The organism is Lysobacter solisilvae, from assembly GCF_016613535.2.
GTDB classification, from domain to species: Bacteria; Pseudomonadota; Gammaproteobacteria; order Xanthomonadales; family Xanthomonadaceae; genus Agrilutibacter; species Agrilutibacter solisilvae.
In genome coordinates this window covers 2453703-2478687 of the sequence record NZ_CP071518.1, presented here as the reverse complement: position 1 = coordinate 2478687, position 24985 = coordinate 2453703, and the positions used below count along the sequence as shown (strand labels likewise).

The 24985-nt window shown below is 68.8% G+C and carries 19 protein-coding genes and 3 pseudogenes; 11 read left to right on the top strand and 11 right to left on the bottom strand.

The window, feature by feature from the left end; all coding sequences use genetic code 11:
• Positions 1 to 5: 5 nt before the first annotated feature.
• The 4 genes and pseudogenes from lspA to murJ all read right to left on the bottom strand — a co-directional run bounded on the left by lspA (position 6) and on the right by murJ (position 6067).
• Positions 6 to 521, bottom strand: a complete 516-nt coding sequence (gene lspA / locus I8J32_RS10980; RefSeq protein WP_200612035.1) for a signal peptidase II — start codon at positions 519 to 521, stop codon at positions 6 to 8.
• A pseudogene (ileS, locus tag I8J32_RS10975) lies at positions 521 to 3334 on the bottom strand (isoleucine--tRNA ligase). The gene lspA and the pseudogene ileS overlap by 1 nt, the downstream one beginning before the upstream one ends.
• Before the next feature lie 73 nt (positions 3335 to 3407).
• Positions 3408 to 4364 (bottom strand): bifunctional riboflavin kinase/FAD synthetase, encoded by a 957-nt coding sequence (locus tag I8J32_RS10970; protein WP_200612033.1) that lies wholly within the window; start codon positions 4362 to 4364, stop codon positions 3408 to 3410.
• Between the two features lie 158 nt (positions 4365 to 4522).
• Positions 4523 to 6067 (bottom strand): murein biosynthesis integral membrane protein MurJ, encoded by a 1545-nt coding sequence (gene murJ, locus I8J32_RS10965; RefSeq protein WP_200612031.1) that lies wholly within the window; start codon positions 6065 to 6067, stop codon positions 4523 to 4525.
• Between the two features lie 236 nt (positions 6068 to 6303).
• On the opposite strand from murJ, the gene rpsT reads away from it, so the two are divergent.
• A complete protein-coding gene (rpsT, locus tag I8J32_RS10960; RefSeq protein WP_200612029.1) occupies positions 6304 to 6576 on the top strand; it encodes a 30S ribosomal protein S20 in 273 nt (90 codons plus the stop codon).
• A 251-nt stretch (positions 6577 to 6827) separates the two neighbouring features.
• Here rpsT and cgtA read toward each other — a convergent pair whose 3' ends face one another.
• The 3 genes from cgtA to rplU all read right to left on the bottom strand — a co-directional run bounded on the left by cgtA (position 6828) and on the right by rplU (position 8679).
• Complete coding sequence (gene cgtA / locus I8J32_RS10955) at positions 6828 to 7898, bottom strand: Obg family GTPase CgtA (RefSeq protein ID WP_200612027.1); 1071 nt, start codon at positions 7896 to 7898, stop codon at positions 6828 to 6830.
• A 199-nt stretch (positions 7899 to 8097) separates the two neighbouring features.
• Complete coding sequence (rpmA, locus tag I8J32_RS10950; protein WP_200612024.1) at positions 8098 to 8355, bottom strand: 50S ribosomal protein L27; 258 nt, start codon at positions 8353 to 8355, stop codon at positions 8098 to 8100.
• A 15-nt stretch (positions 8356 to 8370) separates the two neighbouring features.
• Entirely contained in the window at positions 8371 to 8679 is a 309-nt protein-coding gene (gene rplU, locus I8J32_RS10945) for a 50S ribosomal protein L21 (RefSeq protein WP_200612022.1), read from the bottom strand.
• A gap of 873 nt (positions 8680 to 9552) precedes the next feature.
• Between rplU and uvrA the strand changes: the two genes are divergently transcribed.
• Positions 9553 to 12507 (top strand): excinuclease ABC subunit UvrA, encoded by a 2955-nt coding sequence (gene uvrA / locus I8J32_RS10940; protein ID WP_200612019.1) that lies wholly within the window; start codon positions 9553 to 9555, stop codon positions 12505 to 12507.
• Entirely contained in the window at positions 12504 to 12938 is a 435-nt protein-coding gene (locus I8J32_RS10935; RefSeq protein WP_200612017.1) for an acyl-CoA thioesterase, read from the top strand. Before uvrA ends, I8J32_RS10935 begins: the two co-directional genes overlap by 4 nt.
• Here I8J32_RS10935 and I8J32_RS10930 read toward each other — a convergent pair.
• Positions 12935 to 13372 (bottom strand): copper chaperone PCu(A)C, encoded by a 438-nt coding sequence (locus tag I8J32_RS10930; RefSeq protein ID WP_200612015.1) that lies wholly within the window; start codon positions 13370 to 13372, stop codon positions 12935 to 12937. The two genes, I8J32_RS10935 and I8J32_RS10930, sit on opposite strands and share 4 nt — an antisense overlap.
• A gap of 42 nt (positions 13373 to 13414) precedes the next feature.
• On the opposite strand from I8J32_RS10930, the gene I8J32_RS10925 reads away from it, so the two are divergent.
• Positions 13415 to 14188: an enoyl-CoA hydratase/isomerase family protein gene (locus I8J32_RS10925; protein WP_200612013.1), complete on the top strand. Its 774-nt coding sequence runs from the start codon at positions 13415 to 13417 to the stop codon at positions 14186 to 14188.
• A 25-nt stretch (positions 14189 to 14213) separates the two neighbouring features.
• On the opposite strand, the gene I8J32_RS10920 is transcribed toward I8J32_RS10925, so the two are convergent.
• The 3 genes and pseudogenes from I8J32_RS10920 to I8J32_RS10905 form a co-directional block, all read right to left on the bottom strand.
• A complete protein-coding gene (locus tag I8J32_RS10920; RefSeq protein WP_200612010.1) occupies positions 14214 to 15074 on the bottom strand; it encodes a sulfurtransferase in 861 nt (286 codons plus the stop codon).
• A gap of 51 nt (positions 15075 to 15125) precedes the next feature.
• A pseudogene (locus tag I8J32_RS10915) lies at positions 15126 to 16003 on the bottom strand (CoA pyrophosphatase).
• 91 nt (positions 16004 to 16094) lie between these two features.
• Entirely contained in the window at positions 16095 to 16781 is a 687-nt protein-coding gene (locus tag I8J32_RS10905) for an FKBP-type peptidyl-prolyl cis-trans isomerase N-terminal domain-containing protein (RefSeq protein WP_200612003.1), read from the bottom strand.
• 198 nt (positions 16782 to 16979) lie between these two features.
• On the opposite strand from I8J32_RS10905, the gene I8J32_RS10900 reads away from it, so the two are divergent.
• From I8J32_RS10900 to pstC, 7 genes and pseudogenes are all read left to right on the top strand, one after another.
• Positions 16980 to 17771 (top strand): enoyl-CoA hydratase/isomerase family protein, encoded by a 792-nt coding sequence (locus tag I8J32_RS10900; RefSeq protein WP_207526560.1) that lies wholly within the window; start codon positions 16980 to 16982, stop codon positions 17769 to 17771.
• 79 nt (positions 17772 to 17850) lie between these two features.
• Positions 17851 to 18228, top strand: coding sequence for a hypothetical protein (locus tag I8J32_RS10895; protein ID WP_200613094.1), 378 nt, complete (start codon positions 17851 to 17853; stop codon positions 18226 to 18228).
• A gap of 245 nt (positions 18229 to 18473) precedes the next feature.
• Complete coding sequence (nth, locus tag I8J32_RS10890; RefSeq protein WP_207526559.1) at positions 18474 to 19124, top strand: endonuclease III; 651 nt, start codon at positions 18474 to 18476, stop codon at positions 19122 to 19124.
• A gap of 140 nt (positions 19125 to 19264) precedes the next feature.
• Positions 19265 to 20449, top strand: coding sequence for an OprO/OprP family phosphate-selective porin (locus I8J32_RS10885; RefSeq protein WP_200611996.1), 1185 nt, complete (start codon positions 19265 to 19267; stop codon positions 20447 to 20449).
• A gap of 772 nt (positions 20450 to 21221) precedes the next feature.
• Positions 21222 to 22241, top strand: a complete 1020-nt coding sequence (pstS, locus tag I8J32_RS10880; protein WP_245156308.1) for a phosphate ABC transporter substrate-binding protein PstS — start codon at positions 21222 to 21224, stop codon at positions 22239 to 22241.
• A 319-nt stretch (positions 22242 to 22560) separates the two neighbouring features.
• On the top strand, positions 22561 to 23631 hold the full coding sequence (gene pstS, locus I8J32_RS10875) for a phosphate ABC transporter substrate-binding protein PstS (RefSeq protein WP_200611992.1): 1071 nt from the start codon (positions 22561 to 22563) through the stop codon (positions 23629 to 23631).
• 382 nt (positions 23632 to 24013) lie between these two features.
• Positions 24014 to 24983: pseudogene (pstC, locus tag I8J32_RS10870) on the top strand (phosphate ABC transporter permease subunit PstC).
• Positions 24984 to 24985: the final 2 nt, after the last annotated feature.

The following is a 24985-nucleotide window of genomic DNA, read 5'->3' as shown; positions in this document are numbered from 1 at the left end:
CAATTCTACGCCCGGCCGCCGACGGCAGCCTTACGCCCGCCCAACAGGCCGAACAGGGCGATGCCGATCGCGCCGGCCACGATGGCCGAGTCGGCGATGTTGAACGCCGGCCAATGGAAGTCCTGCCAGTACCACTGGATGAAATCGATGACCTTGCCGTGCACCAGCCGGTCGATCACGTTGCCGATGGCCCCGCCGATGACCAGGGCGAAGGGCATCGCGGTCTTCCAGTCCGCGCGCGGCGTGCGCGCCAGCAACCACGCCAGCAACCCGCTGATGCCGAAGGCCAGCGCGGAGAACAGGTACTTCTGCCAGCCGCCGGCGTCGCTCAGGAAACTGAATGCCGCGCCGGTGTTGTAGGTGCGGTACCAGTTCCAGAAGCCATCCACGACGGGGACGGGGGTGAACTCCGGCAGGGAGGACATCACCCACTGCTTGCTCCACTGGTCCAGGCCGATCACGACCGCGGACAGCACCAGCCAGACAAGCGCGTTGGGGCGCACGGGAACATTGTTCGTCATCAGAACCACCTGCGGTCTTCGCCGTCGCCGTCGACGTTGTCGACGCAGCGGCCACACAATTCCGGATGCGACGCGTTGGCGCCGACGTCCGCACGATAGTGCCAGCAGCGCACGCACTTGGATTTCGCCGTGGGCGTGGCCATGACGGCGATGTCCTTCACCGCGTCGTCGGCCAGCACTTCCACATCGCCGCTGATGAGCAGGAAGCGCAGTTCGTTCTCGAACGGCGCCAGCCAGTTCTGGTCGGCCACGCCGCAGCGCAGGACGATCTGCGCCTGCAACGCGGCGCCGATCGCCTCGGCGGCGCGCATCGGCTCCAGCGTGCGGCTGACCTCCTCGCGCAGGGCCAGCAGGCGGTCGAAGTCGGCCGCCGACAGCGGCGCATCCGCCGGCAGGGGCGCCAGGCCCTCGTACCAGGTGGTGAACAGCACGTTGCCCTCGCGCGGACCGGCGTCGGTGTTGGCCGGCAGGTGGCGCCAGATCTCGTCGGCCGTGAAGCTCAGGATCGGCGCGATCCAGCGCACGAACGCCTCGGCGATGCGGTACATCGCGCTCTGCGCCGAACGGCGGCCGCGCGAATCCTCGCGCATCGTGTACAGGCGATCCTTGGTGACGTCCAGGTACAGCGAGCCCAGGTCGACGCTGCAGAAGTTCGACAGCATCTGCACGATCGCCGCGAAGTCGTAGCGGTCGTAGGCGTCGGCGATCTGCACCTGCAGCTCGTGGGCGCGATGGACGATCCACCGGTCCAGCGCGACCATGTCGTCCAGCGGGCGCAGGTGCGCGGCGGGATCGAAGCCGGCCAGGTTGGCCAGCAGGAAGCGCGCCGTGTTGCGGATGCGGCGGTACGCATCGCCGCTGCGCTTGAGGATGTTGTCGGAGACCGACATCTCGTTGCGGTAGTCGGTGGAGGCGATCCACAGGCGCAGGACGTCGGCGCCCATCGCGTTGATCACCTTCTGCGGCTCGACCGTGTTGCCGATCGACTTGGACATCTTCTTGCCGTGCTCGTCCACGGCGAAACCATGGGTGAGCACCTGGCGGTACGGCGCCACGCCGTCCATCGCCACGCCGGTGAGCAGCGAACTGTGGAACCAGCCGCGATGCTGGTCCGAGCCTTCCAGGTAGAGATCGGCCGGCTTGCCCAGGCCGTCCTGCGGACGCTGGGCCAGCACGCACTCGTGGGTGACGCCCGAGTCGAACCAGACGTCGAGGATGTCGGTGATGCGGTCGTAGCGGCCCGCCTCCCCGCCCAGCAGCGATGCCGGATCCAGCGAATACCAGGCATCCACGCCCTCGCGCTCGACGATGTCGGCGACCTGCCGCATCAGCTGGGCGGACTGCGGGTGCGGCTCGCCCGTCTCGCGGTCGACGAACAGCGCGATCGGGACGCCCTAGGTGCGCTGGCGGCTGATGCACCAGTCGGGCCGGCCTTCGATCATGTTGAAGATGCGCGCCTGGCCCCACTCGGGCACCCAGGCGACCTTGCCGATCTCCGCCAGCGCGTCGCGGCGCAGGCCCTGCTGCTCCATCGAGATGAACCACTGCGGCGTCGCGCGGAAGGCCACGGGGGTCTTGTGGCGCCAGCAATGCGGGTAGCTGTGCTCGAGCTTGGAGAAGGCCAGCAGGCAGCCGCTGGCACGCAGCACCTCGACGAGGGTGTCGTTGGCCTTCCAGATGTGCAGGCCGGCCAGGGTCACGCCGTCGGCGGGCGGCGTGGAAGGCAGGTACAGGCCGCGGCCATCGACCGGATTCATCTGCGCGGCGGTGTAGTTGTCCATCAGACCGTAACGCAGGCCGACCGCGAAGTCTTCCTGGCCGTGGCCGGGTGCGGTGTGGACGACGCCGGTGCCTTCCTCGGCGGTGACGTGGTCGCCAATCATCACCGGGATGTCGCGCTCGGCGTAGAACGGATGGCGCAGGTGCTGGCCTTCCAGTGCGGTGCCCATCACGCGGCCATGGACGACGGGTTCGTCGATGCCGTAGCGCGCCAGCGCGCGCGTGGCCAGTGCCTCGGCCAGCACCAGCAGGCGGCGTCCACCGTCGGCGCTGCGCGGGCCTTCGACCAGCACGTATTCGAGGTCCGGGCCGAGCGTCACCGCCAGGCTGGCCGGCAGCGTCCACGGCGTCGTGGTCCAGATCGGCATCGCGACCTCGATGCCCTCCTCCACCGCCACGCCGAACGCGGCGGCCAACTGCTGCGGATGGCGCGAGGCATAGGCGACGTCGACGGCGGGCGAGACCTTGTCGGCGTATTCGATCTCCGCTTCGGCCAGCGCCGAACCGCAGTCGAAGCACCAGTGCACCGGCTTGGCGCCACGCACCAGGTGGCCACGTTCGACGATCTTCGCCAGCGAACGGATGATGCCGGCCTCGGTGGCGAAATCCATCGTGCGGTACGGGTTCTGCCAGTCACCCAGGACGCCCAGGCGCTTGAAGTCGCGGCGCTGCAGGTCGATCTGCTCGGTGGCATAGGCCCGGCACTGGGCGCGGAACGCGGCGGCGTCGAGCTTGTCGCCGACCTTGCCGAACTTCTTCTCCACCGCGTGCTCGATCGGCAGGCCGTGGCAGTCCCAGCCGGGCACGTAGGGTGCATTGAAGCCCGCCATCAGCTTGGACTTCACCACCACGTCCTTGAGCACCTTGTTGACCGCGTGGCCGATGTGGATCTGGCCGTTGGCGTAGGGGGGGCCGTCATGCAGGATGAAGCGGCGCTCGCGCTGCCCGGTCCTGGCGCGGATGGCCGCGTACAGGTCCTCGGACTCCCAGCGCGCAAGCGTGTCGGGTTCGCGCTTGGGCAGGTCGCCGCGCATCGGGAAATCCGTCGCGGGCAGCTGGAGCGTTGACTTGTAGCGGCTGGAGTCTTGGTCGGTCACAGCGGGATGCTCAGGCAGGAACTCGTGGGGAATGCGGGGTGTGCGCCAGCAGGTGGCGCGCCTGGTCCGCGTCGCGCTGCATCTGCGCGGTCAGCGTGGCCAGGTCGGGGAAACGCAGTTCGTCGCGCAGGCGGGCGACGAACTCCACTTCGATCCGGCGCCCGTAGAGGTCGCCATCGAAGTCGAACAGATGCGCTTCGAGCAGGGGCTCCACCCCGTCCACGGTGGGACGGGTGCCCAGGCTCGACACTGAAGCGACGGGTGCCGCGCCCACGCCGTGCACCCAGGTCGCGTAGATCCCGCGCAATGCGGGCATCTTGCCCGCCAGGCGCAGGTTGGCGGTGGGGAATCCCAGCGTCCGGCCCAGTTGCCGGCCGCGCACGACGCGTCCGCCGATGGCGTACGGGCGGCCGAGCCAGCGCGCGGCGGCGCTGAATTCGCCCGCCTGCAGCGCGGCGCGGATCCGCGTGCTGGAGATGCGCTCGCCATCGAGCAGTACCGGTTCGATCTCGCCGGCCACGAAACCCAGCGCCTGGCCCGACGCGCGCAGGGTGGCGAAGTCGCCCCCGCGGGCCTTGCCGAAACGGAAGTCCGGACCCACCCAGACCTCGCGCGCCGCGACGCGCTCGTGCAGCACGGCGCGCGCGAACGACTCGGCCGACAGCCCGCTCAGCGCGCGGTCGAACCGCAGCAGGCCCACCTGGTCGACGCCCAGCGCCAGCAGTCCTTCGACCTTCGCCCGCGGCAACAGCAGCCGGGGCGGCGGCGAGGCGGCGGCGAAGAATTCGCGCGGCAGGGGCTCGAAACTCAACGCGATCGCCGGCAGACCCAGCTCGCGCGCACGCGAAACCGTGCGGCGCACCAGCGCCTGATGCCCCAGATGCAGGCCGTCGAAGGCGCCGATGCAGACCACACTGCCGTGCGGGCTCCTGGGCCCGCCCTCGACGTCGCGGAATAACCTGCTCATTGAACCGGGAAGTATAGCCGCGCGGCCACCAGCCACCGGGACGCCGGCACCAGGCGCGGACGCAGGCCCGTACGCCTGCCGTTCGCGAGCCTGCCGTTCGCGAGCCGCCCGATCCTGCGCCGCCCGATCCTGCGCCGCCCGGTTGTGCGCGGCGGCGTTCAGTGGCGCAGGTGGCGCGGTCGCAGGCCCAGCGCCAGCAGTGCGGCGCCGTAGGCCAGCGCGCCCGCGCCGACCGCCACCAGCAGCCACAGCCAGCGCATCCAGCCGCGCAGCGCGCTCCAGTCCCCCACGGCGCTGCGTACCGCCAGCACCGCCAGGGTCATCGCCACCAGCCCCGCGAAGATGCGCAGCAGCCAGCGCCTCCAGCCGGGCTCCGGCGCATACAGGCCCTGCTGGCGAAGGCGCCGCCATAGCAGCGCGGCATTGAGCACCCCCGCCAGGGCCGTGGCCGCCGCGATGCCGGCATGCGCGGCCTCGAATCCCGACAGATACAGCGGCGTCACGATCGCCACCGTCATCAGGACGTTGGCTACCACGGTAGTCACGGCCACGCGCATCGGCGTGCGGGTGTCCTGCCGTGCATAGAAGGCCGGCAGCAGCACCTTGCTGAGCATGAAGGCCGGGATGCCCACGCTCATCGCCGTCAGCGCGTACCCGACCATGCGGGTGTCGTACGCCACGAACTTGCCATAGCGGAACAGCGAGGCGGTCAGGGGCTCGGCCAGCAGCGCCAGGCCGAGCGCGGCCGGCATGCCCACCAGCAGCACCATCCGCAGGCCCCAGTCCAGCGATTTCGAATACCCCGCCGTGTCGGCGTCGGCGTGGTGCCGCGACAGCTGGGGCAGGATCACCGTGCCGATCGCCACGCCGAACAGGCCCAGCGGCAATTCGGTGAGACGGTCGGAGTAGTACAGCCAGGACTGCGCCGAAGGCACCAGCAGCGAGGCGAAGATCGTGCCGACCAGCAGGTTCACCTGTGCCACCGACGAGGAGAAGATCGTCGGCGCCATCAGCTTGAACACCCGCCGCACGCCTTCGTGGCGCAGGTTGAACTTCAGGCGCGGCCGCAGTCCCCAGCGCGCCATTGCCGGCCAGAGCACCAGCAGCTGCAGCGCCCCGGCCAGGACCACGCCCCAGGCCAGCGCCTTCTCCGGCACCGCGAAGAACCGCGCCAGCAGCAGCATGCCGGCGATCACGCCCAGGTTGTGCAGGACCGGGGTCAGCGCCGGCAGGCCGAAATGCCGGAACGTGTTCAGCACCGACCCCGCCAGCGCCGTCATCGAGATGAAGGCCAGGTAGGGGAAGGTGATCCGCAGCATCTGCGCCGTCAGCGGGACGATCTTGGAAGCGCTTTCGTCGGCGAACAGCAGGAACAGCTGGGCGATCCACGGCGCCAGCAGGATCCCGAGCCCCGTCACCACGATCACCACGCCCAGCAGGGCGCCGGCGACGTGGTCGAGGAAATCCTGCAGGGCCGCCTCGTCGCCGCGCTGCTTGAGCTCCGACAGGACCGGCACGAAGGCGGAGGAGAACGAGCCCTCGGCGAAAATCCGGCGCAGGTAGTTCGGGATCCGGTAGGCGACCACGAAGGCGCTGACCGCCGCGCTGGTGCCGAACATGCTGGCCTGCAGCCAGTCGCGGACGAACCCGGCGATCCGCGAGAGGAAGGTCATCGTGCTGAACACGACGGTCGAGCGGAGCATGCCGCGGCTCATGCCGGGACCGCCTGTATCGGGCTTCCGGGGCCCAGATCCGCGAAAATGACCGCTACGGGGGCCTGATTGGCTGCTTCCCGGACCGGTTCCGGATGCCGGGCCCGGCCCTCCCCCGCACCGGGGCGAACCCGGCTGTTGACGCAAGCTACTGAATCGCCCATAATTTTCTGTCTGATTGACCCAAAACCCTTCTTCTTCAACACCCAGTTTCCAGGATCCCTGTCGTGGCCAATATCAAGTCCGCCAAGAAGCGCGCCAAGCAGACCGTCGTGCGCAATGCCCGCAACGCCGCTCAGCGTTCGATGCTGCGTACCGCCGTCAAGAAGGTGCTCAAGGCACTCGACGCCAACGACGCCACTGGCGCCAAGGCGGCCTTCGACGTGGCGCAGCCGATTCTCGACCGCTTCAGCTCGCGCGGCCTGATCCACAAGAACAAGGCTGCCCGTCACAAGAGCCGTCTGACCGCGCGCATCAAGGCGCTGTCCGTCGCCGCCTGAGCCCCACGCTCCGGTCGACACGCAGAACCCGGCTTCGGCCGGGTTTTTGCTTTCTGCAGTTTGGAAATTGACGGCTGCCGCTTCCGCGGATTCCCGCACGGATGAGGCCGGCACGTCTGTGGTCAGCACGCTCGTGGTCAGCACGCCTGTGGCCGGCCTGACCGCCGCGACCGACACCGGCGCGCAGCCAGGCAGGCGGGGCGCGCCGGGCGCCCGCCCTTCCGGAACCTCCACGGAATCGGCGCCCGCTGTCATTCGCCGGCGCGATAGGCCGCTTCGTTGGCGGCTTCCTGCGCGGCTTCCTTCAGCGAATCGAAGAAGGCCATGACGTCCTTCATGATCGGCCAGGTGTTCTCGCGGCCGATGGCGGACACCAGGTACCAGCGGTCCTTCCAGCCCAGCTCGTCGACGATGGCCTGCGCGGCGGCCTGCTGCTCCTCTTCCAGCAGCAGGTCGGCCTTGTTGAGCACGAGCCACCGCGGTTTGGCCAGCAGCTCCGGATCATGCTTTTCAAGCTCGCGCTCGATCGCCCGGACCTGCTCGGCGGGATTGACGCCTTCCACGCCGCCCTCCATCGGGGCGATGTCCACCAGGTGCAGCAGCAGGCGGGTGCGCTGCAGGTGGCGCAGGAACTGCGCGCCCAGGCCGGCGCCGTCGGCCGCGCCCTCGATCAGCCCGGGGATGTCGGCGATCACGAAGCTGCGGTGCGCTTCCACGCTGACCACGCCCAGGTTCGGGTAGAGCGTGGTGAACGGATAGTCCGCCACCTTCGGCGTCGCCGCGGACACCGCGCGGATGAACGTGCTCTTGCCGGCATTGGGGAAGCCCAGCAGGCCCACGTCGGCCAGCAGCTTGAGTTCGAGCTTGAGCGCGCGCTCCTCGCCCGGCAGGCCGGGCAGCGCCCGGCGCGGCGAGCGGTTGATCGAACTCTTGAAATGCATGTTGCCCAGGCCGCCCTTGCCGCCCTTGGCCACCAGCAGGCGATCGCCGTGCTGGGTGAGGTCGCCGATGACCTCGTCGGTTTCCACGTTGGTCACCACGGTGCCGACGGGGACGGTGATGGTCAGGTCGTCGCCGGCCTTGCCGTACATCTGCCGACCCATGCCGTTCTCGCCGCGGCGGGCGCGGAAGGTCTTCTGGTGGCGGAAGTCGACCAGCGTGTTGAGATTTTCATCGGCCAGCAGCCAGACGCTGCCGCCTTCGCCACCGTCGCCGCCATCCGGCCCGCCCAGCGGGATGAACTTCTCGCGGCGGAAGCCGATGCAGCCATTGCCGCCATCGCCTGCGGTGACCTGGATTTCGGCTTCGTCGACGAGTTTCATGGGATCAGGGGACCAGGGAAAAGTGGAACAGCAGATGCGTGGTGGAAACGTTGCGGACCGGCCGCGGCGGAGGCTGCGCCGAGTCTACGCTCCGGGCCGTGCAAGGCAGGAACCCGGGGATGGATCTGCGAGCGCACCGGCAAGCGCTCAGAAACGAAAAACCCCGCCGAAGCGGGGCCCTTCGCAACCATCGTCGCGCTTACGCGGCGACGACGCTGACAGTGCGGCGCTTCTTCGGACCCTTGGTCGAGAACTCGACCTTGCCATCGACCAGCGCGAACAGCGTGTGGTCGCGGCCCAGGCCGACGCCCATGCCCGGGTGGAAGTTGGTACCGCGCTGACGCACGATGATGTTGCCGGCCTCGATGGCCTGGCCGCCGTAGATCTTGACGCCCAGGTACTTCGGGTTGGAGTCGCGGCCGTTGCGCGAGGAACCTACGCCCTTTTTGTGTGCCATGGCTGCTTCTCCTGCTTAGCCGGCAATGCCGGTGATTTCGATTTCGGTGTAATGCTGCCGGTGGCCCATCTGCTTGCGATGGTGCTTGCGGCGGCGGAACTTGACGATGCGCACCTTGTCGGCGCGGCCGTGGCCGATGACCTTGGCGGTGACCGAAGCGCCCTTGAGGGCGTCGCCGATCTTGATGGACTCGCCATCGCCGAGCATCAGCACGTTGTCCAGCTTGAGCTCGCTGCCGGCTTCGACATCGAGCAGCTCGACGCGGAGCGTCTCGCCTTTCATCACGCGGTATTGCTTACCGCCGGTGAGTACAACTGCGTACATGACCAGATTCCTCTGTAGTTATTTTGGTCGCCTGTCGCACCCTCGTGGGCGAACAGAAGCGGAATTCTATAGGTTTCAGCAAGTTAGGGTCAACCACCCCTGACCCGGGGCCAGGATGGGCGGAATGCGGGCGATCGGCCCTGCCGACCCGTCTCGGGCCCTGACCCGGCTATCACCCTCCGGGGGTCACCTCGCCCCACCCACTCGCCCCTTGGCCCGACCCGGGCGCCCTTCAGCCCGACCCAGGGCGCCCTTCAGCCCGACCCACGCGAGCCTTAGCCCCACCCACGCGAGCCTTAGCCCCACCCACGCGAGCCTTAGCCCCACCCACGCGAGCCTTAGCCCCACCCACGCGAGCCTTAGCCCCACCCAAGCGACCCTTAGCCCGACCCGGGCGACCTTCAGCCCGACCCGGGAGACCTTCAGCCAGACCCGGGCGTCCCTCAGCCCGACCCACGCGCCCCCCGGCGCGACCCAGGCGCCCCCCGGCGCGACCCAGGCGCCCCCCGGCGCGACCCAGGCGACCCTCAGCCAACCCCACACGACCCTCCGCGCGAAGCACGCGCCCCCCGGCACGACCCACGCGCCCCTCAGCCGGACCGACGACCCTCATCAACCCAGGCGATTCGACCCAGGCGATTCAACCCAGACGATTCAACCCAGACGATCCGGCGCCGCCCGCCCTACTGCCCAGCCAGCCACCAACCGCGCTGCCCGCCGGGCAAGCCGCCATTCACCGCCCGGCTGAACCGTTGCCCGCCTCGCAATCGCAATCCCTGCGAACGGCCAACCTGAAACTGGTGTTGCAGCCATTTGCCCCAATTTCCCAGGCTCGCTAGGCTCCCCTGTTCGCCCCCGGATTCCCAAAGACTCATGGCGCTGGATTTCATCCGCATCCGCGGTGCGCGGACGCACAACCTCAAGAACATCGACCTCGACCTCCCGCGCGAGAAGTTGATCGTCATCACCGGCCTGTCGGGCTCGGGCAAGTCCTCGCTGGCCTTCGACACCATCTACGCCGAGGGGCAGCGCCGCTACGTGGAGTCGCTGTCGGCCTACGCGCGCCAGTTCCTGAGCGTGATGGAGAAGCCCGACGTCGACCACATCGAGGGCCTGTCCCCGGCCATCGCCATCGAGCAGAAGGCCACCTCGCACAACCCGCGCTCCACGGTCGGCACGATCACCGAGATCTACGACTACCTGCGCCTGCTGTATGCGCGGGTGGGCACGCCGCGCTGTCCGGACCACCACTACCCGCTCGAGGCCCAGACGGTCAGCCAGATGGTCGACCAGGTGCTGGCGCTCGACCCCGAGCAGCGCTACATGCTGCTGGCCCCGGTCGTGCGGGAGCGCAAGGGCGAACACGCCCAGATCTTCGAGCAGCTGCGCGCGCAGGGTTACGTGCGAGTCCGCGTGGACGGCACGCTGCACGAGATCGATGCCGTGCCGCCGCTTGCCCTGCGGGTCAAACACACCATCGAGGCGGTGATCGACCGCTTCAAGCCGCGCGAGGACCTCAAGCAGCGGCTGGCCGAATCCTTCGAGACGGCGCTCAAGCTGGGCGACGGCATGGCCGCGGTCTACAGCCTGGACAAGCCCGAGGCCGATCCGCAGCTGTTCTCCTCCAAGTACAGCTGCCCGGTCTGCGACTACTCGCTGCCGGAGCTGGAGCCGCGCCTGTTCTCCTTCAACTCGCCCGTTGGCGCGTGCCCGACCTGCGACGGGCTGGGCGTGGCGCAGTTCTTCGATCCGGGGCGCGTCGTCATCCATCCGGAGCTGTCGCTGTCCGCCGGCGCCGTGCGCGGCTGGGACCGTCGCAACGCGTACTACTTCGCGCTGATCCAGTCTCTGGCCAAGCACTACCGCTTCAGCGTCGACACGCACTGGCAGTCGCTGACGCAGGCCCAGCGCGACGCCGTGCTGTTCGGCAGCGGCGACGAGCTGATCAACTTCACCTACACCAGCGAAAGCGGCAGCCGGCACCAGCGCAAGCACCGGTTCGAGGGCATCGTCCCCAACCTGGAGCGGCGCTACAAGGAAACCGAATCGGCCGCGGTGCGCGAGGAACTGGCCAAGTACATCAGCGAGCGCGCCTGCACCGAGTGCGGCGGCGCGCGCCTGAACCGCGCCGCGCGCAATGTCTTCGTCGCCGAGCGTCCGCTGCCGCAGCTGGTCGTGCTGCCCATCGACGAGGCGCTGTCGTTCTTCAAGTCGCTCAACCTGCCCGGCTGGCGCGGCGAGATCGCGGTCAAGATCGTCAAGGAGATCACCGACCGCCTGCGTTTCCTGGTCGACGTCGGCCTGGATTACCTCACCCTGGAGCGCAAGGCCGATTCGCTCTCCGGCGGCGAGGCCCAGCGGATCCGGCTGGCCTCGCAGATCGGCGCCGGCCTGGTGGGCGTGATGTACGTGCTCGACGAGCCGTCGATCGGCCTGCACCAGCGCGACAACGAACGCCTGCTGGGCACGCTCACGCGCCTGCGCGACCTGGGCAACACGGTGATCGTGGTCGAACACGACGAGGACGCGATCCGCCTGGCCGACTACGTGGTCGACATCGGGCCCGGCGCGGGCGTGCACGGCGGCGAGATCGTGGCGCAGGGGCAGCTGGCCGACATCCTGAAGGGGCCGCGCTCGCTGACCGGCCAGTACCTGAGCGGCAAGAAGCGGATCGAGATCCCGTCCAAGCGGCACAAGCCCGACCCGAAGACGACCTTCCACCTGCATGGCGCCACCGGCAACAACCTCAAGGACGTGGACCTGGCCATCCCGGCCAGCCTGTTCACCTGCATCACCGGCGTTTCCGGTTCGGGCAAGTCGACGCTGATCAACGACACGCTGTTCGCCCTGGCCGCCAACGAGCTCAACGGCGCCTCGCACACGCCGGCGCCGCACCGCTCGCACGAGAACCTGGACCTGTGGGACAAGGTCGTCGACATCGACCAGTCGCCGATCGGGCGCACGCCGCGCTCGAACCCGGCCACGTACACCGGCCTGTTCACGCCGCTGCGGGAAATGTTCGCGCAGGTGCCCGAATCGCGCGCCCGCGGCTACTCGCCCGGACGCTTCAGCTTCAACGTGCGTGGCGGCCGCTGCGAGGCCTGCCAGGGCGACGGCCTGATCAAGGTGGAGATGCACTTCCTGCCCGACGTCTACGTCCCCTGCGACGTCTGCCACGGCAAGCGCTACAACCGCGAGACGCTGGAGATCCTCTACAAGGGCTACAACATCAACGACGTGCTCGAGATGACCGTCGAGGATGCGCTGAACCTGTTCGAGGCGATCCCGTCGATCTCGCGCAAGCTCGAAACGCTGATGGACGTGGGCCTGAGCTACATCAAGCTGGGCCAGAGCGCGACCACGCTGTCCGGCGGCGAGGCGCAGCGCGTGAAGCTGTCCAAGGAGCTGTCGCGTCGCGACACCGGCCGCACGCTCTACATCCTCGACGAGCCCACCACCGGCCTGCACTTCCACGACATCGAGCACCTGCTCGCGGTGCTGCACCGCCTGCGCGACGACGGCAACACCGTGGTGGTGATCGAGCACAACCTGGACGTGATCAAGACCGCGGACTGGGTGATCGACCTGGGCCCGGAAGGCGGCCACCGCGGCGGCACCATCCTGGCCACGGGCACGCCCGAGACCATCGCCGCGCTGCCGCATTCGCATACCGGCCGCTTCCTGGCGCCGCTGCTGGGCATCACGCCCGGCGCGGCCAAGGACAAGCCCAAGGCGAGGGCCGCTGCGCCGGCACCGGCCAAGGGCAAGCCCGCGACGTCGGCACCTGCCAAGGCCAAGGCCAAGCCATCCAAGAGGTCGGCCGCATGAGCGCGCCGGCACTGGCGCCGCAGGGCCGGCCTGCGCTGTTCCGCATGCCGGTCGCCCTGCGCTGGCGCGACCTGGACGCCTTCAACCACGTCAACAATTCCAACTTCCTCACCTACCTGGAGGAAGCGCGCATCCGCTGGTTCGCCAGCTGGGATGGCGAATGGGTGAACGACGCGATGGCGCCGCTGCTGGCGGCGGTGCAGCTCAATTACCGGCTGCCGATCCCGTATCCGTCGGACGTCGTGGTCGAACTGTTCACCGACCGCATCGGCGGCAGCAGCGTCACCATCGGCCATCGCATCGTGTCGGCCGACGGCGCCACGCTGTACTGCGATGGCCACGTCGTCGTGGTCTGGATCGGCCGCGAGAACCAGCGTCCGATCCCCCTGCCGGACGCGGTGCGCGCGGCGATGGAACGGCCCGCCGGCTAGTCCGCCGGCCGGCGCGCTTCCAGTTCCCCGCGCAGCACGCCGCCGTCCTTCAGCCGGAACTCGACCGCCACGCGGCTGCCTTCTTTCAAGGGAGCGCCGGGGCTCATCAGCATCAGGTGCAGTCCGCCGGGCTTGAGCACGGCCGATCCCTGCGGCGCGATCCGCAGTTCCGGCACCGCGCGCATGCGGCTCACGCCGCCGACGATGCGCGTCTCGTGCAGCGACACCTCGCCGAAGGACGGGCTGCTCACGCCGACGATGGTGACCGGCGTCGCGCAGGGGTTATCGATGCGGCCGAAGCCGGCCATCATCGGCATCGCCACGGGCATCAGCCGCACCCAGCCTTCGCGCACCTGCGGTGCGCAGTCGCGTGCGCAGGCGGGCAGCGCCAGCAGCGTGCACAGGACCAGGGCGAGGGTGCGCAGGATCTTCATGCCCCTATGATATCGGTTCTCCCCCAGCCGGCATCCGCGCCCATGTCCATCGAACTCCTTCGCCACGATGGCGACATCGTCGAACTGCAGATGGCGCGCGCGCCGGTCAATGCCCTGGATCCGGCGCTGTGCCGCGCACTGACCGACGCGATCGGCCGCGCCCTGGCCGACGGCGCCCGCGGCCTGGTGCTGTCGGGCAACCCGAAGGTGTTCTCCGCCGGGCTGGACGTCCCCCACCTGCTGAGCCTGGGCGAGGATCGCGATGCCCTGATGGCCGCGTGGGAAACCTTCTTCGAAGCGGCCCGCACGCTGGCCGCCAGCCCGGTGCCGGTGGTCGCGGCGATGGCCGGCCACGCGCCCGCGGGCGGTTGCGTGCTCGCCCTGTGCTGCGACTACCGCGTCATGGGCATATCGCCCGACCCGGCCAAGCCGCTGCGCATCGGCCTCAACGAAACCCAGGTCGGCCTGGTCGCGCCGGAAGGCATCCAGCACCTGATGCGCCGCGTCGTCGGCCAGCACCGCGCCGACCTGCTGCTGGTGACCGGTGAACTGGTGGACGCGTCGCGGGCGCTGGCCATCGGCCTGGTCGACGAACTGGTCGCCGCGGACGAGGTGACCGCCCGCGCGGTGGCCTGGCTGCAGGACCTGCTGAAGCTGCCGCGCCAGCCGGTGCTGCAAACCCGCGCGATCGCCCGCGCCGATGTCATCGCAGCCCTCGCACCGGCGCGCATCGACCTGCCCCGCTTCATCGACGCGTGGACCGCACCGGACACCCAGGCCGGCCTGCGCGCGCTCGTCGCGCGCCTGGGCAAGTAGGCAGCGCTCCAGCCGGCGCGCGAGGCTAGTCGACGCTTTCCACGTCGCGCGCCACGGGGCGCCGCGGATCCTCGATCCATCCGCTCCACGAGCCGGTGTACAGGCGCGCGCCCTTCAGGCCCGCGCGTTCCATCGCCAGGATGTGGTGGCAGGCGGTCACGCCCGAGCCGCACATGGCGACCAGCTGGTCGGGGCTGCGGCCCTGCAGCAGGGCGCGGAATTCGTCGGCCAGTTCGGCGACGGGCTTGAAGCGTCCGTCGCGCAGGTTCTGCACGAAGGGACGGCTCACGGCGCCGGGCACGTGGCCGGCGACCGGATCGATCATCTCGTTCTCGCCGCGGAAGCGGTCGGCGCCCCGCGCATCCACCAGCAGCTCGTTCGCGGCGAGGTGGGCCTGCACCTGCTGCGCGTCGAGCAGCCGGCGCGCATCGAACTGGCCCGCATAGCGCGCGGGCGTGGCGCGCGGGATCTCGTGCGTCGTCGGCAGCATCTGGGCTTTCCAGCGCGCCCAGCCACCGTCCAGCACCGCGACCTTCTCATGCCCCAGCAGGCGCATCAGGAACCACAGCCGCGCTGCCTGGGCGCCATCACCATCGTCGTAGGCCACGACATGGTGCTGCGGCGTGATGCCCCATCGGGACAGCCGCGCGGTGAAATCCTGCGCGTTGGGAAACGGGTGGCGCCCTTCGCCCTGGCCCCGGCGGGACATGTCCGACAGGTCGCGCTCCAGGTGCGCGTAGAACGCGCCCGGCACATGCGACTGCTGGTAGGCGTCCTCGCCGGCCGCCGGCGCAAGGATCGAGAAGCGGCAGTCCAGCACCACCACGTCGGGGCGGCTGAGCGCCACTGACAGGGTTTCCGCCTGCACGAGGGTGTTCCAGACCATGACCCGCTCCCTTTACCCGGACGGGGCAATTGTAGGGTCGGAGCGGAGTCTTCAGCCGCGCGCGTCCGTGACCTGGGCCACGCGTTCGCGAAAATTGAGCAGGATGGCGGCGGTCACGCCCCAGATCCGCTGCGCGGGCCAGCGGAATTCCAGCACGGTGCGGGCGCGGCCGCGATGCTCGATCTCGTGGCGCTGCAGGTTGCCGGGGTCCAGCAGGAAGGCCAGCGGCACCTCGAACACCTCGGCGACCTCGCTCGGGTCGGGGCGCGCGACATAGGCCGGATCGACGATCGCCACCACCGGCAGCACGCGGAATCCACTGATGGTCACCAGCGGATCGAGCAGCCCCATCGGCTCGACCTGCACGGGCGCGACGCCCACTTCCTCGAAGGTCTCGCGCAGGGCGGTGGCGGTGGCGTCGAAATCGGAGGCCTCGACCCGCCCGCCGGGGAAACTCACCTGGCCGGCGTGGTTGCGCAGGTCGTCGGTCCGCCGGGTCAGCAGCACCTGCACGCCATCGGGGCGATCGATCAGGCCGACCAGGACCGCGGCCTCCACCAGCCGGACCGAGGACGGCAGCAGGTCGATCAGTTCGGACTGGTTCCAGCCGGCGGCGACGGGGGGACGATCGAGCGGATGCAGGCCGGCGCGCAGGCGGACCAGCGTGTCGGCGAACGTCGGTGAAGGGCCGCTGCGCGATGCCTCGCCCGCGGCCTGCGAATCGGGGAACGGGTGCCGCGTCATCAGCCCCGGCGCGACTCGCGGTCCGGCAGGACGCGCTCCATCAGCTGCAGGCGCTCGTCGTCATTCATCTGCGGCCAACGCGCGATTTCCGGGCCGGTGCGATGACAGCCTTCGCACAGGCCATCGTCGGCAAGGGTGCACACGCCGACGCAGGGGCTGAGCACGGCACGGAAATAGGTCGTCATGGAAAAGACTCTACGCGATCGATACCGCCCCAACGCATTGCGCCGGCCTGGGCCGGCGCAATGGACTCACTCAGCCAAGCAAGCGTTGCGCTTACTTGACGCTGACCAGCTTGATCTCGAACTGCACCGCCACGTTCGGCGGGAAGTTGGTGCGCGGGTCGGCGCCGTAGGCCTGGGCCGGCGGCAGGGTCACTTCCCACTTGGAACCAGCCGGCATCTGCAGCAGCACTTCGCGCATCGCCGGCATCTGGATCTCGCTCAGCTTGAGTTCCGGCGTGGCGGCAGGCTGGGCCTGCTGCGGGCGCTGGCCCCACGGATACGGACCGGACACTTCGAGCTTGACCGTGCTGGCTTGGCTCGGCTTGGCGCCCGTGCCGGTCTCGATCACGCGGTACTGGACGTTGTTGGCGTTGAGCACCTTGACGGTCGGCTTGCCCTTGTTCTGGCTCAGGAACGTGTCGCTCTTGGTCTTGTTCTCGGCGGCCGCCTTGTCCCAGTCGGCCTTGGCCTTCTCGGCCTGGCGCTTCTGCATCGCCTGGACGGCGGTGCGCAGCTGGTCGACGGGCACCGAAGGCGCGGCCTTCTTGTAGCCGTCCTGCAGGCCCTTGATGACGGTATTGATGTCGACCTGCTCACCGCTTTCGGCAGCATTGCGACCAAGGTCATAGCCCAGCGCGTAGCTCAGCTTGCCCTTTTCGGAGGAAGTATCCTGTGCGACAGCGTTGCCGGCGGTCAGGAGCAGAGCCGCGACGGCGGCGGCGATCAGACGCAACTTCATTCGTTGGAACCTCTTATCGTAAAGAAGGCGGCCTGCGCCGCCCGGCAAACTGATGTGCGTCCTGCCCGAACGGTTGACCGGGAGGGCGCGCTAGGATAACGGCGGCCGGGCTTAACCGCCACTGACGCCAACCCCTTCGACACCCAGCCCCCGGCGGAGTTCCGCGCGGGCGGAAAAAGGTATGACCTAGGTATGACCATGTCCGAGAGCACTGCCCCCCCCGTGAGTGTGGCCGATCACGGCGCGATCCGCGTCATCACGGTCAATCGCCCCGACAAGCTGAATGCGCTCAACGGCGCCACGCTGGACGCCCTTCACCAGGCCTTCGACGCCGCCGCCGACGAAGCGGCCGTCCGCGTGATCGTGCTGACCGGCGCCGGCGCCAAGGCCTTCGTCGCCGGCGCGGACATCGCCGAGATGAACACGCTCACCCCGGTCGAGGGCCGCGACTTCTCGCTGCGCGGCACGCGGATGATGCGGCGCGTGGAACGGATGACCAAGCCGGTGATCGCGATGGTCAACGGCTTCGCGCTGGGCGGCGGGCTGGAGCTGGCCATGTGCTGCCACCTGCGCGTGGCCGCCGACACCGCCCGCCTCGGCCAGCCCGAGATCAACCTCGGCCTGATCCCCGGCTTCGGCGGCACCCAGCGCCTGCTGCGGCTGGCCGGACGCGCCGCCACACTCGAGCTGTGCCTGGTCGGCGCGCCCATCGATGCGCAGCGCGCGCTGCAGCTGGGCATCGTCAACCGCGTGGTGCCGGCGGCCGAACTGGAAGCCCAGACCATGGCGCTGGCCGAGCAGCTGGCCAACGCCGCGCCGCTGGCGCTGCGCGGCATGATCGACTGCGTGAACATCGGCGGCGAATGCGGCATCGAGGAAGGCCTGGAATACGAGTCGGTGCAGTTCGGCCTGGTGTTCTCCACGCAGGACATGCGCGAGGGCACCGCGGCGTTCCTGGAGCGGCGCAAGCCGGCCTTCCGCGGCGAATGACCCCCGCAGCCCCGAGCGCGCGATGACCTCCGGGCCCTGTCCAGCCTGCGGCTGCCCCGCATCCGCCCCCGCGCATGCGGTGGCGGCGGCATTGCAGGTCGACGACATCGACCGCGCGATCGACGCGGGCCTGCTGCACGCGCCCGCATGTCCGCACTGCAGCCCGGCGTGCACGCACGCGTTCACCCTGGCCCGCGAAGAACGCCAGCGCGCACTCGAAGCACGCGAACGCTTCCGCGCACGCCAGGCGCGACTGGAGGCCCGCGCCCAGGCGCGCGCGGCCGCACGCGCCGCGCCCAGTCCTGCGCCGGCCGACTTGCCCGGAGGCGGCAGGCCCACCGACGGCGTGCCTGCTGACGCCCCACTGCCGCCTACGACGGCCCCCGCCCTGCCCAGCGCCGCCGCGGCCGCGCTGGCACGGGCCAAGGCCCGCGCGGCCGTACGGCATAAACCATGACCACCCGCAGGAAGCGGCCGGCTTCCAGCGGCGCGGCCAACGCGACGCCGACGCCGACGACATCGAAGGGTGAGGCGTCGAAGCGTCCGGCACCCAGGCGTCCCGCGTCGAAGTCCGCGGCGGCCAGGCGTGGCGCGTCGGGTGCAACATCGTCTGCACCCAAGACCACCTAGGCCAGGACGCCCGCGGCCAAGACCGCATCGCCCCAACGCCCGCGCCGCCTGCTGCCGGACGAAGTCGACGAGATGTTTTCCCGGCTGGCGCAGCTCAATCCCTCGCCCACCACCGAACTGGAATACAGCACGCCCTACGAGCTGCTGGTGGCGGTGACGCTGTCCGCGCAGGCGACCGACGTGGGCGTCAACAAGGCCACCCGCAAGCTGTTCAAGGTGGCCAACACCCCCGCCGCCATCGCCGCGCTCGGCGTCGAGGGACTCAAGCCCTACATCGCCACGATCGGGCTGTTCAACACCAAGGCCGCCAACGTGGTGGCGATGGCGCAGCAGCTGCTGCGCGACCACGGCGGCCAGGTGCCGCGCACGCGCGAAGCGTTGCAGGCGCTGCCCGGCGTCGGCCGCAAGACGGCCAACGTCGTGTTGAACACGGCCTTCGGCGAACCCACGATCGCCGTGGACACCCACATCTTCCGCGTCGCCAACCGCACCGGGCTGGCCCCGGCCAAGGACGTGCGCGCGGTGGAGGATGCGCTGGAAAAAGCGGTGCCGCCCAGGTTCCTGCAGGACGCGCACCACTGGCTGATCCTGCACGGCCGCTACGTCTGCAAGGCCCGTACTCCCGATTGTCCGCACTGCCCGATCCGCGATCTGTGCCGCTTCCCCGACAAGACGCCGGGCGAGCCCGCGGGCGTGGATCCGGACCGTCCGCAGCGCCCCTGACACGGGCGGGAAGGCGCGGAAAACCGGCGGCCGGATGCGCGGCAGCCACGCTGCAGAAATAAGTCAGCGTTGTCACATTCACGCAATCTTTACTAACTAGCCTGCGCGGGTCCTCTCCCAGCCATCCGCAGGCCCGTCCCATGAAACTCTCCCGCAACACCCTGTCCGTCGCGCTGCTCGCCGCGTTGATCGCTCCGGCCGCGCACGCCGAAGTCGCGCTCGACGTCATCGGCGGTTCGGAAGTCTCGTTCGAAGGCCTGGTCCAAGCCGACTTCTACAACTTCGACACGGACACCATCGATTACGGCGCCGACTCGGCCACCGACCTGGACGGCGAGGACTATGTGCAGGAGCTGCGCCGCGCCGAGCTGGTGCTCAAGGGCAAGGGCCCGGGCAACTTCGAGTGGGTGCTGGGCTACGACGCCAAGGACGACAAGTGGCTGGACGTCAACGCGAAGTACAAGTTCGGCAACAACGCCAACCACTTCATCCAGGTCGGCCAGTTCAAGCAGCCCGGCGCCACCATGGAAGAACTGTCGTCGACCAAGAACAACGACTTCATCTCCAAGTCGTCGATCACCAACACCCTGGGCACCCCGCGCCGCCTCGGCGTCCAGTACAACTACGGTGACGTCAACTGGGGCGTGACCGGCAGCTTCTTCGGCCGCGAACTCACCCGCAACCGCGAGCACGGCAGCGGCTACGCCCTGCGCGGCTACTGGGCTCCGATCAACGATGCCGGCAACATCTTCCACATCGGCGCGTCCTTCCTCGACAAGGACACCGACGGCGACGCCATCCGCCTGCGCGCCCGCCCGATGGCCGACATCGTGCCGACCCGCTTCGTCGACACCGGCAGCAGCCGCACCAGCGCCAGCAGCCTGAGCAACCGCACCGACCGCGCCAGCTCGCTCGGCGTGGAGGGCCTGTGGGTCAAGGGGCCGTTCAAGCTGCAGGGCGAGTACATGAAGACCGACGTCCAGCGCACCGAAGGCCTGGCCGACTTCGACGGCGACGGCTATTACGTGTCCGGCCTGTGGAACATCACCGGCGAGACCTGGGGCTACAAGGCCGGCGTGCCGACCACCGGCCTGCCGGACGACCCGGCCAAGGGCATGTGGCAGCTGGGCCTGCGCTACGACGCGATCGACCTGACCGACGGCATCGTCGTCGGCGGCGAGATGGACAGCGTCACGGCGGGCGTGAACTGGTACTGGCGCTCGAACTTCAAGTTCATGCTGAACTACGTGATCGTCAACCAGGAGAAGGGCGCGCTGGAAGACAACCCGAACGCGCTGGAGGCGCGCCTGCAGTTCTACTGGTAAGGCGCCTCTCTCTCTCTCCGGCGATGGTGTTTGAAGGGCGCGGCCTCGGTCGCGCCCTTTTCTTTTGTCCGCCGATGGATCCAGGCATTGCTTTAAAGCTATCCGACAACCGCTTTAAAGCTATTCCCCAATCCCTCGGGAGGTATTGGGCAATAGCTCTCGAGGGTTCCGGAGACCCTCCGGAGGTATTGGACAATCGCTTTGAAGCTATTCCCCAATCCCTCCGGAGGTATTGGGCAATAGCTCTCGAGGGTTCCGGAAACCCTCGGGAGGGATTGGGGAATAGCTCTGGAGGGATTCCCCCATCGCTTTGGAGGCATGGGAGAGATGCTTTAAAGGGATCCCCGGAACCGCGCCAAGGGGAGCGCAAACCGGCGCAGGCCTCGAACGCGCCGCCGCCCCTCGTCTCCCCCAAAGCCATAGGGCGGGTCTTGACCCGCCGCCCCTGCGTCTCCCCCAAAGCCATAGGGCGGGTCTTGACCCGCCGCCCCTGCGTCTCCCCCAAAGCCATAGGGCGGGTCTTGACCCGCCGCCCCTGCGTCTCCCCCAAAACCATAGGGCGGGTCTTGACCCGCCGCCCCTGCGTCTCCCCCCAAGCCATAGGGCGGGTCTTGACCCGCCCTATGCAATCCACGTATCGCTCCTCCTGCCTTGACGTGGAACCTTGCGCCGTCATCGAACTGAAATATTCCTGACCTTCCGCTGTAACCGCACGGTTATGGAATGCACGACGAACGGGCTCGACCCGTCGTATCTCTCCAGGAGTGCATCCGTGATCAAGTCCATCCCCCTGCGCGTCGCCGCCCTCGCCCTCGCCGTCTCGGTCGCGGCCCATGCGCAGGCTGCCGACGTCACCGGCGCCGGCGCGTCGTTCGTCTACCCGGTCATGTCGAAGTGGTCGTCCGAGTACGCCAGGACGACCGGCAAGAAGGTCAACTACCAGTCCATCGGTTCGGGCGGCGGCATCGCCCAGATCAAGGCGGCGACGGTCGACTTCGGCTCCTCCGACGCCCCGCTCAAGCCCGAAGAGCTGGCGAGGCACGGCCTGGCGCAGTTCCCGTCGGTGATCGGCGGCGTGGTGCCGGTGATCAACGCCCCGGGCGTCGCCTCCGGCGCGCTGAAGCTGGACGGCGCGACGCTCGCCGACATCTTCCTGGGCAAGCTCACCCGGTGGAACGACCCGGCGATCGCCGCGCTCAACAGTGGCGTGCAGCTGCCCGACGCCAAGATCACCGTCGTGCACCGTTCCGACGGCTCGGGCACGACCTTCAATTTCGTCAACTACCTGTCCAAGGTCAGCCCGCAGTGGAAGTCCCAGGTCGGTGAAGGCACCGCCGTGAAGTGGCCGATCGGCATCGGCGGCAAGGGCAACGAGGGCGTGGCCGCCTACGTCAAGCAGATCAAGGGCGGCATCGGCTACGTCGAGCTGTCCTACGCCCTGCAGAACAAGATGGCTTACGCCCGCATGAAGAACGCGGCCGGCAACTACGTGCTGCCGTCCGACGAGACCTTCCAGGCCGCCGCCGCCAACGCCGACTGGAAGAACGCGAAGGACTTCTACCTGGTGATGACCAACGCCCCGGGCGAGAAGTCCTGGCCGATCACCGCCACCAATTTCATCCTGATGTACAAGCAGCCGAAGAACGCCGCGGGCGCGAAGAACGCGAAGGAATTCTTCACCTGGGCCTACGCCAACGGCGATGCCGCGGCCAAGGCGCTCGACTACGTGCCGCTGCCCGACGCGCTGGTCGACCAGGTCGAGGCCTACTGGGCCCAGAACATGAAGTTCTGAGACCTTCCCCGGACGCCACGGAAACGGGCCTTCGGGCCCGTTCTCGTTGACAGGGCGGGTCTTGACCCGCCCCTGGCCGCGATGGGGCGGGTCTTGACCCGCCCCTCGCCGCAGTCGGCGCTCAACCATCCGTGGGAGACAGTCGAATCGCCAGAAGCCTCGTTGCCTGGGCCGTACCGGCCGGCGGGTCCAGACCCGCCCTATGGGCCGATCGGCCTGGATGACAGCCATGTTTCGGGCAGATGTCATTCCCCTGTAACAAAAACATCATTTCATGGCGTCACCTCGCCGACCCACCGGTCGGCCGCCCGGAGTGACCATGAAGTACCCGTTCGCCATCCTCGCCGCGTCTTTCATCCTGGCCCTGCCCGCCTGCAACAAGGCCGACGCTCCGACGGGCGCCAGGCAAGCCACGGCGCCCGCCACCGCGGGCGAACACGTGGCCGCGGAGATCACCGGCGCCGGCGCGAGCTTCATCTACCCGCTGATGTCCAAGTGGTCCTCGGACTACCACCGCGCCACCGGCCACCAGGTCAACTACCAGTCCATCGGTTCGGGCGGCGGTGTCGCCCAGATCAAGGCCGGCACGGTGGACTTCGGTTCCACCGACAAGCCCCTGCCGCCCGGGGAACTGGCCGCGGCGGGCCTGGGGCAGTTCCCGTCCGCGATCGGCGGCGTGGTGCCGGTGGTGAACCTGGCCGGCATCGACGCGGGCAAGCTGCGCCTGACCGGTCCGCTGCTGGCCGACATCTTCCTGGGCAAGCTCACCCAGTGGAACGACCCGGCCATCGCCGCGGTCAACCCGGGCGTCATCCTGCCCGCCGGCAAGATCAGCGTCGTGCACCGCTCCGACGGCTCGGGCACGACCTTCAACTTCGCCAGCTACCTGTCCAAGGTCAGCCCGGCCTGGAAGTCCGCCGTCGGCGAAGGGACCGCGCTGGAATGGCCGACCGGCGTGGGCGGCAAGGGCAACGAGGGCGTGGCCGCCTATGTGAAGCAGATCAAGGGCTCCATCGGCTACGTCGAACTGGCCTTCGCGCTGCAGAACTCGATGGCGTACACCGCGCTGCAGAACGCCGCCGGCCAGTTCGTTCTGCCCTCCGACGAAAGCTTCTCGGCCGCCGCCGCCAGCGCCGACTGGGCCAGCGCGCAGGATTTCCACCTGGTCATGACGAACGCACCGGGCGAGAAGTCGTGGCCGATCACCGCCACCAACTTCATCCTCATGTACAAGCAGCCCCGCGACCCGCAGCGCAGCGCCGCCGCGCTCGCCTTCTTCCTGTGGTCGCTGGACCACGGCCAGGCGCAGGCCGCCTCGCTCGACTACGTGCCGCTGCCGCCGTCGCTGGTGGCGCAGGTGAAAGCGTACTGGGCGAAGGAATTCAAGTGACGCATTGGCCCGCGCGCGCAGCGCGCGGCTTTGCCAATGCGTCATCCCCGCGAAGGCGGGGATCCATGGACTCTGCTGTTGATTTAGCCCGCTCCGTTCCAAGTCACTGGATGACCAGCTGCGCTGTTGAAGAGCTCTTCCCGCGTTCGCGGGAAATGACGAGCAGGGCGAAAAGGGCGAACGGCACCCGAACCAGCTCCCAGGGCGCGACTCGGGCAGAAATCGTCATCCCCGCGAACGCGGGGATCCAGCGACTTCGCTCCCGATCGAGCCCATGCGATTCCAAGTCACTGGGTTCCCGCTTTGGCGGGAGTGACGAGCACAAGCGCAGCAAGCCTCTCAACGACGCCTTCAGATCCACGTAAGCCAACCCGCGGATACGATGACCACCACAGCCCTCCCCACTCCCGCCGGCAGCACGCGCGACCTCAAGGACGCGCGCAACGACCGCGTCTTCCGCTGGATCGTCACCGGCACGGCCATGTTCGTCCTGGTGGCGCTCGCCGGCGCGGCGCTGTCGATGCTGTGGGGCGGCCGCGATGCCCTGCAGGCGGCGGGCTGGAGCTTCTTCGTGTCCTCGGACTGGAACCCGGTCGAGAACAGGTACGGCGCGCTGGTGCCGATCTACGGCACCATCGTCACCGCCGTGATCGCGATGGTGATCGCGGTGCCGGTCAGCTTCGGCATCGCCTTCTTCCTGACCGAAGTCGCGCCGCGCTGGCTGCGCGGACCGGTGAGCTCGGCCATCGAACTGCTCGCCGGCATCCCCTCGATCATCTACGGCATGTGGGGCCTGTTCGTGCTGATGCCGGTGATGGGCGAGAAGGTCGCCCCGTGGCTCAACGACCACCTGGGTACCCTGGCCGGTGATCGGCGGCCTGTTCCAGGGCCCGCCGATCGGCGTGGGCATGCTCACCGCGGGCATCGTGCTGGCGATCATGGTGATCCCGTTCATTTCCTCGGTGATGCGCGAGGTGTTCCTGACCGTGCCCACGCGGCTGAAGGAATCGGCCTACGCGCTGGGCTCGACGAAGTGGGAAGTCAGCTGGGACATCGTGCTGCCCTACACGCGCTCGGCCGTCATCGGCGGCATCTTCCTGGGCCTGGGCCGCGCGCTGGGCGAGACGATGGCGGTGGCCTTCGTGATCGGCAACAGCGTGCAGTTCACCACCTCGCTGCTCGAGCCCAGCACCACCATCGCCGCGCTGATCGCCAACGATTTCGGCGAGGCCACCGAGACCTACCGCTCCGCCCTGCTGCTGCTGGGCTTCGTGCTCTTCATCGTGACCTTCGTCGTGCTGGCCGCGGCGCGGCTGATGCTGATGCAGCTCTCGCGCAGGGAGGGCAACTGATG

Excerpts from the sequence above, each read along its gene's own strand:
- lspA (WP_200612035.1), bottom strand. The coding sequence starts at position 521 with ATGACGAACAATGTTCCCGTGCGCCCCAACGCGCTTGTCTGGCTGGTG.
- I8J32_RS10970 (WP_200612033.1), bottom strand. The coding sequence starts at position 4,364 with ATGAGCAGGTTATTCCGCGACGTCGAGGGCGGGCCCAGGAGCCCGCAC.
- murJ (WP_200612031.1), bottom strand. The coding sequence starts at position 6,067 with ATGCTCCGCTCGACCGTCGTGTTCAGCACGATGACCTTCCTCTCGCGG.
- cgtA (WP_200612027.1), bottom strand. The coding sequence starts at position 7,898 with ATGAAACTCGTCGACGAAGCCGAAATCCAGGTCACCGCAGGCGATGGC.
- rpmA (WP_200612024.1), bottom strand. The coding sequence starts at position 8,355 with ATGGCACACAAAAAGGGCGTAGGTTCCTCGCGCAACGGCCGCGACTCC.
- rplU (WP_200612022.1), bottom strand. The coding sequence starts at position 8,679 with ATGTACGCAGTTGTACTCACCGGCGGTAAGCAATACCGCGTGATGAAA.
- uvrA (WP_200612019.1), top strand. The coding sequence starts at position 9,553 with ATGGCGCTGGATTTCATCCGCATCCGCGGTGCGCGGACGCACAACCTC.
- I8J32_RS10935 (WP_200612017.1), top strand. The coding sequence starts at position 12,504 with ATGAGCGCGCCGGCACTGGCGCCGCAGGGCCGGCCTGCGCTGTTCCGC.
- I8J32_RS10930 (WP_200612015.1), bottom strand. The coding sequence starts at position 13,372 with ATGAAGATCCTGCGCACCCTCGCCCTGGTCCTGTGCACGCTGCTGGCG.
- I8J32_RS10925 (WP_200612013.1), top strand. The coding sequence starts at position 13,415 with ATGTCCATCGAACTCCTTCGCCACGATGGCGACATCGTCGAACTGCAG.
- I8J32_RS10920 (WP_200612010.1), bottom strand. The coding sequence starts at position 15,074 with ATGGTCTGGAACACCCTCGTGCAGGCGGAAACCCTGTCAGTGGCGCTC.
- I8J32_RS10905 (WP_200612003.1), bottom strand. The coding sequence starts at position 16,781 with ATGAAGTTGCGTCTGATCGCCGCCGCCGTCGCGGCTCTGCTCCTGACC.
- I8J32_RS10900 (WP_207526560.1), top strand. The coding sequence starts at position 16,980 with ATGTCCGAGAGCACTGCCCCCCCCGTGAGTGTGGCCGATCACGGCGCG.
- nth (WP_207526559.1), top strand. The coding sequence starts at position 18,474 with ATGTTTTCCCGGCTGGCGCAGCTCAATCCCTCGCCCACCACCGAACTG.
- I8J32_RS10885 (WP_200611996.1), top strand. The coding sequence starts at position 19,265 with ATGAAACTCTCCCGCAACACCCTGTCCGTCGCGCTGCTCGCCGCGTTG.
- pstS (WP_200611992.1), top strand. The coding sequence starts at position 22,561 with ATGAAGTACCCGTTCGCCATCCTCGCCGCGTCTTTCATCCTGGCCCTG.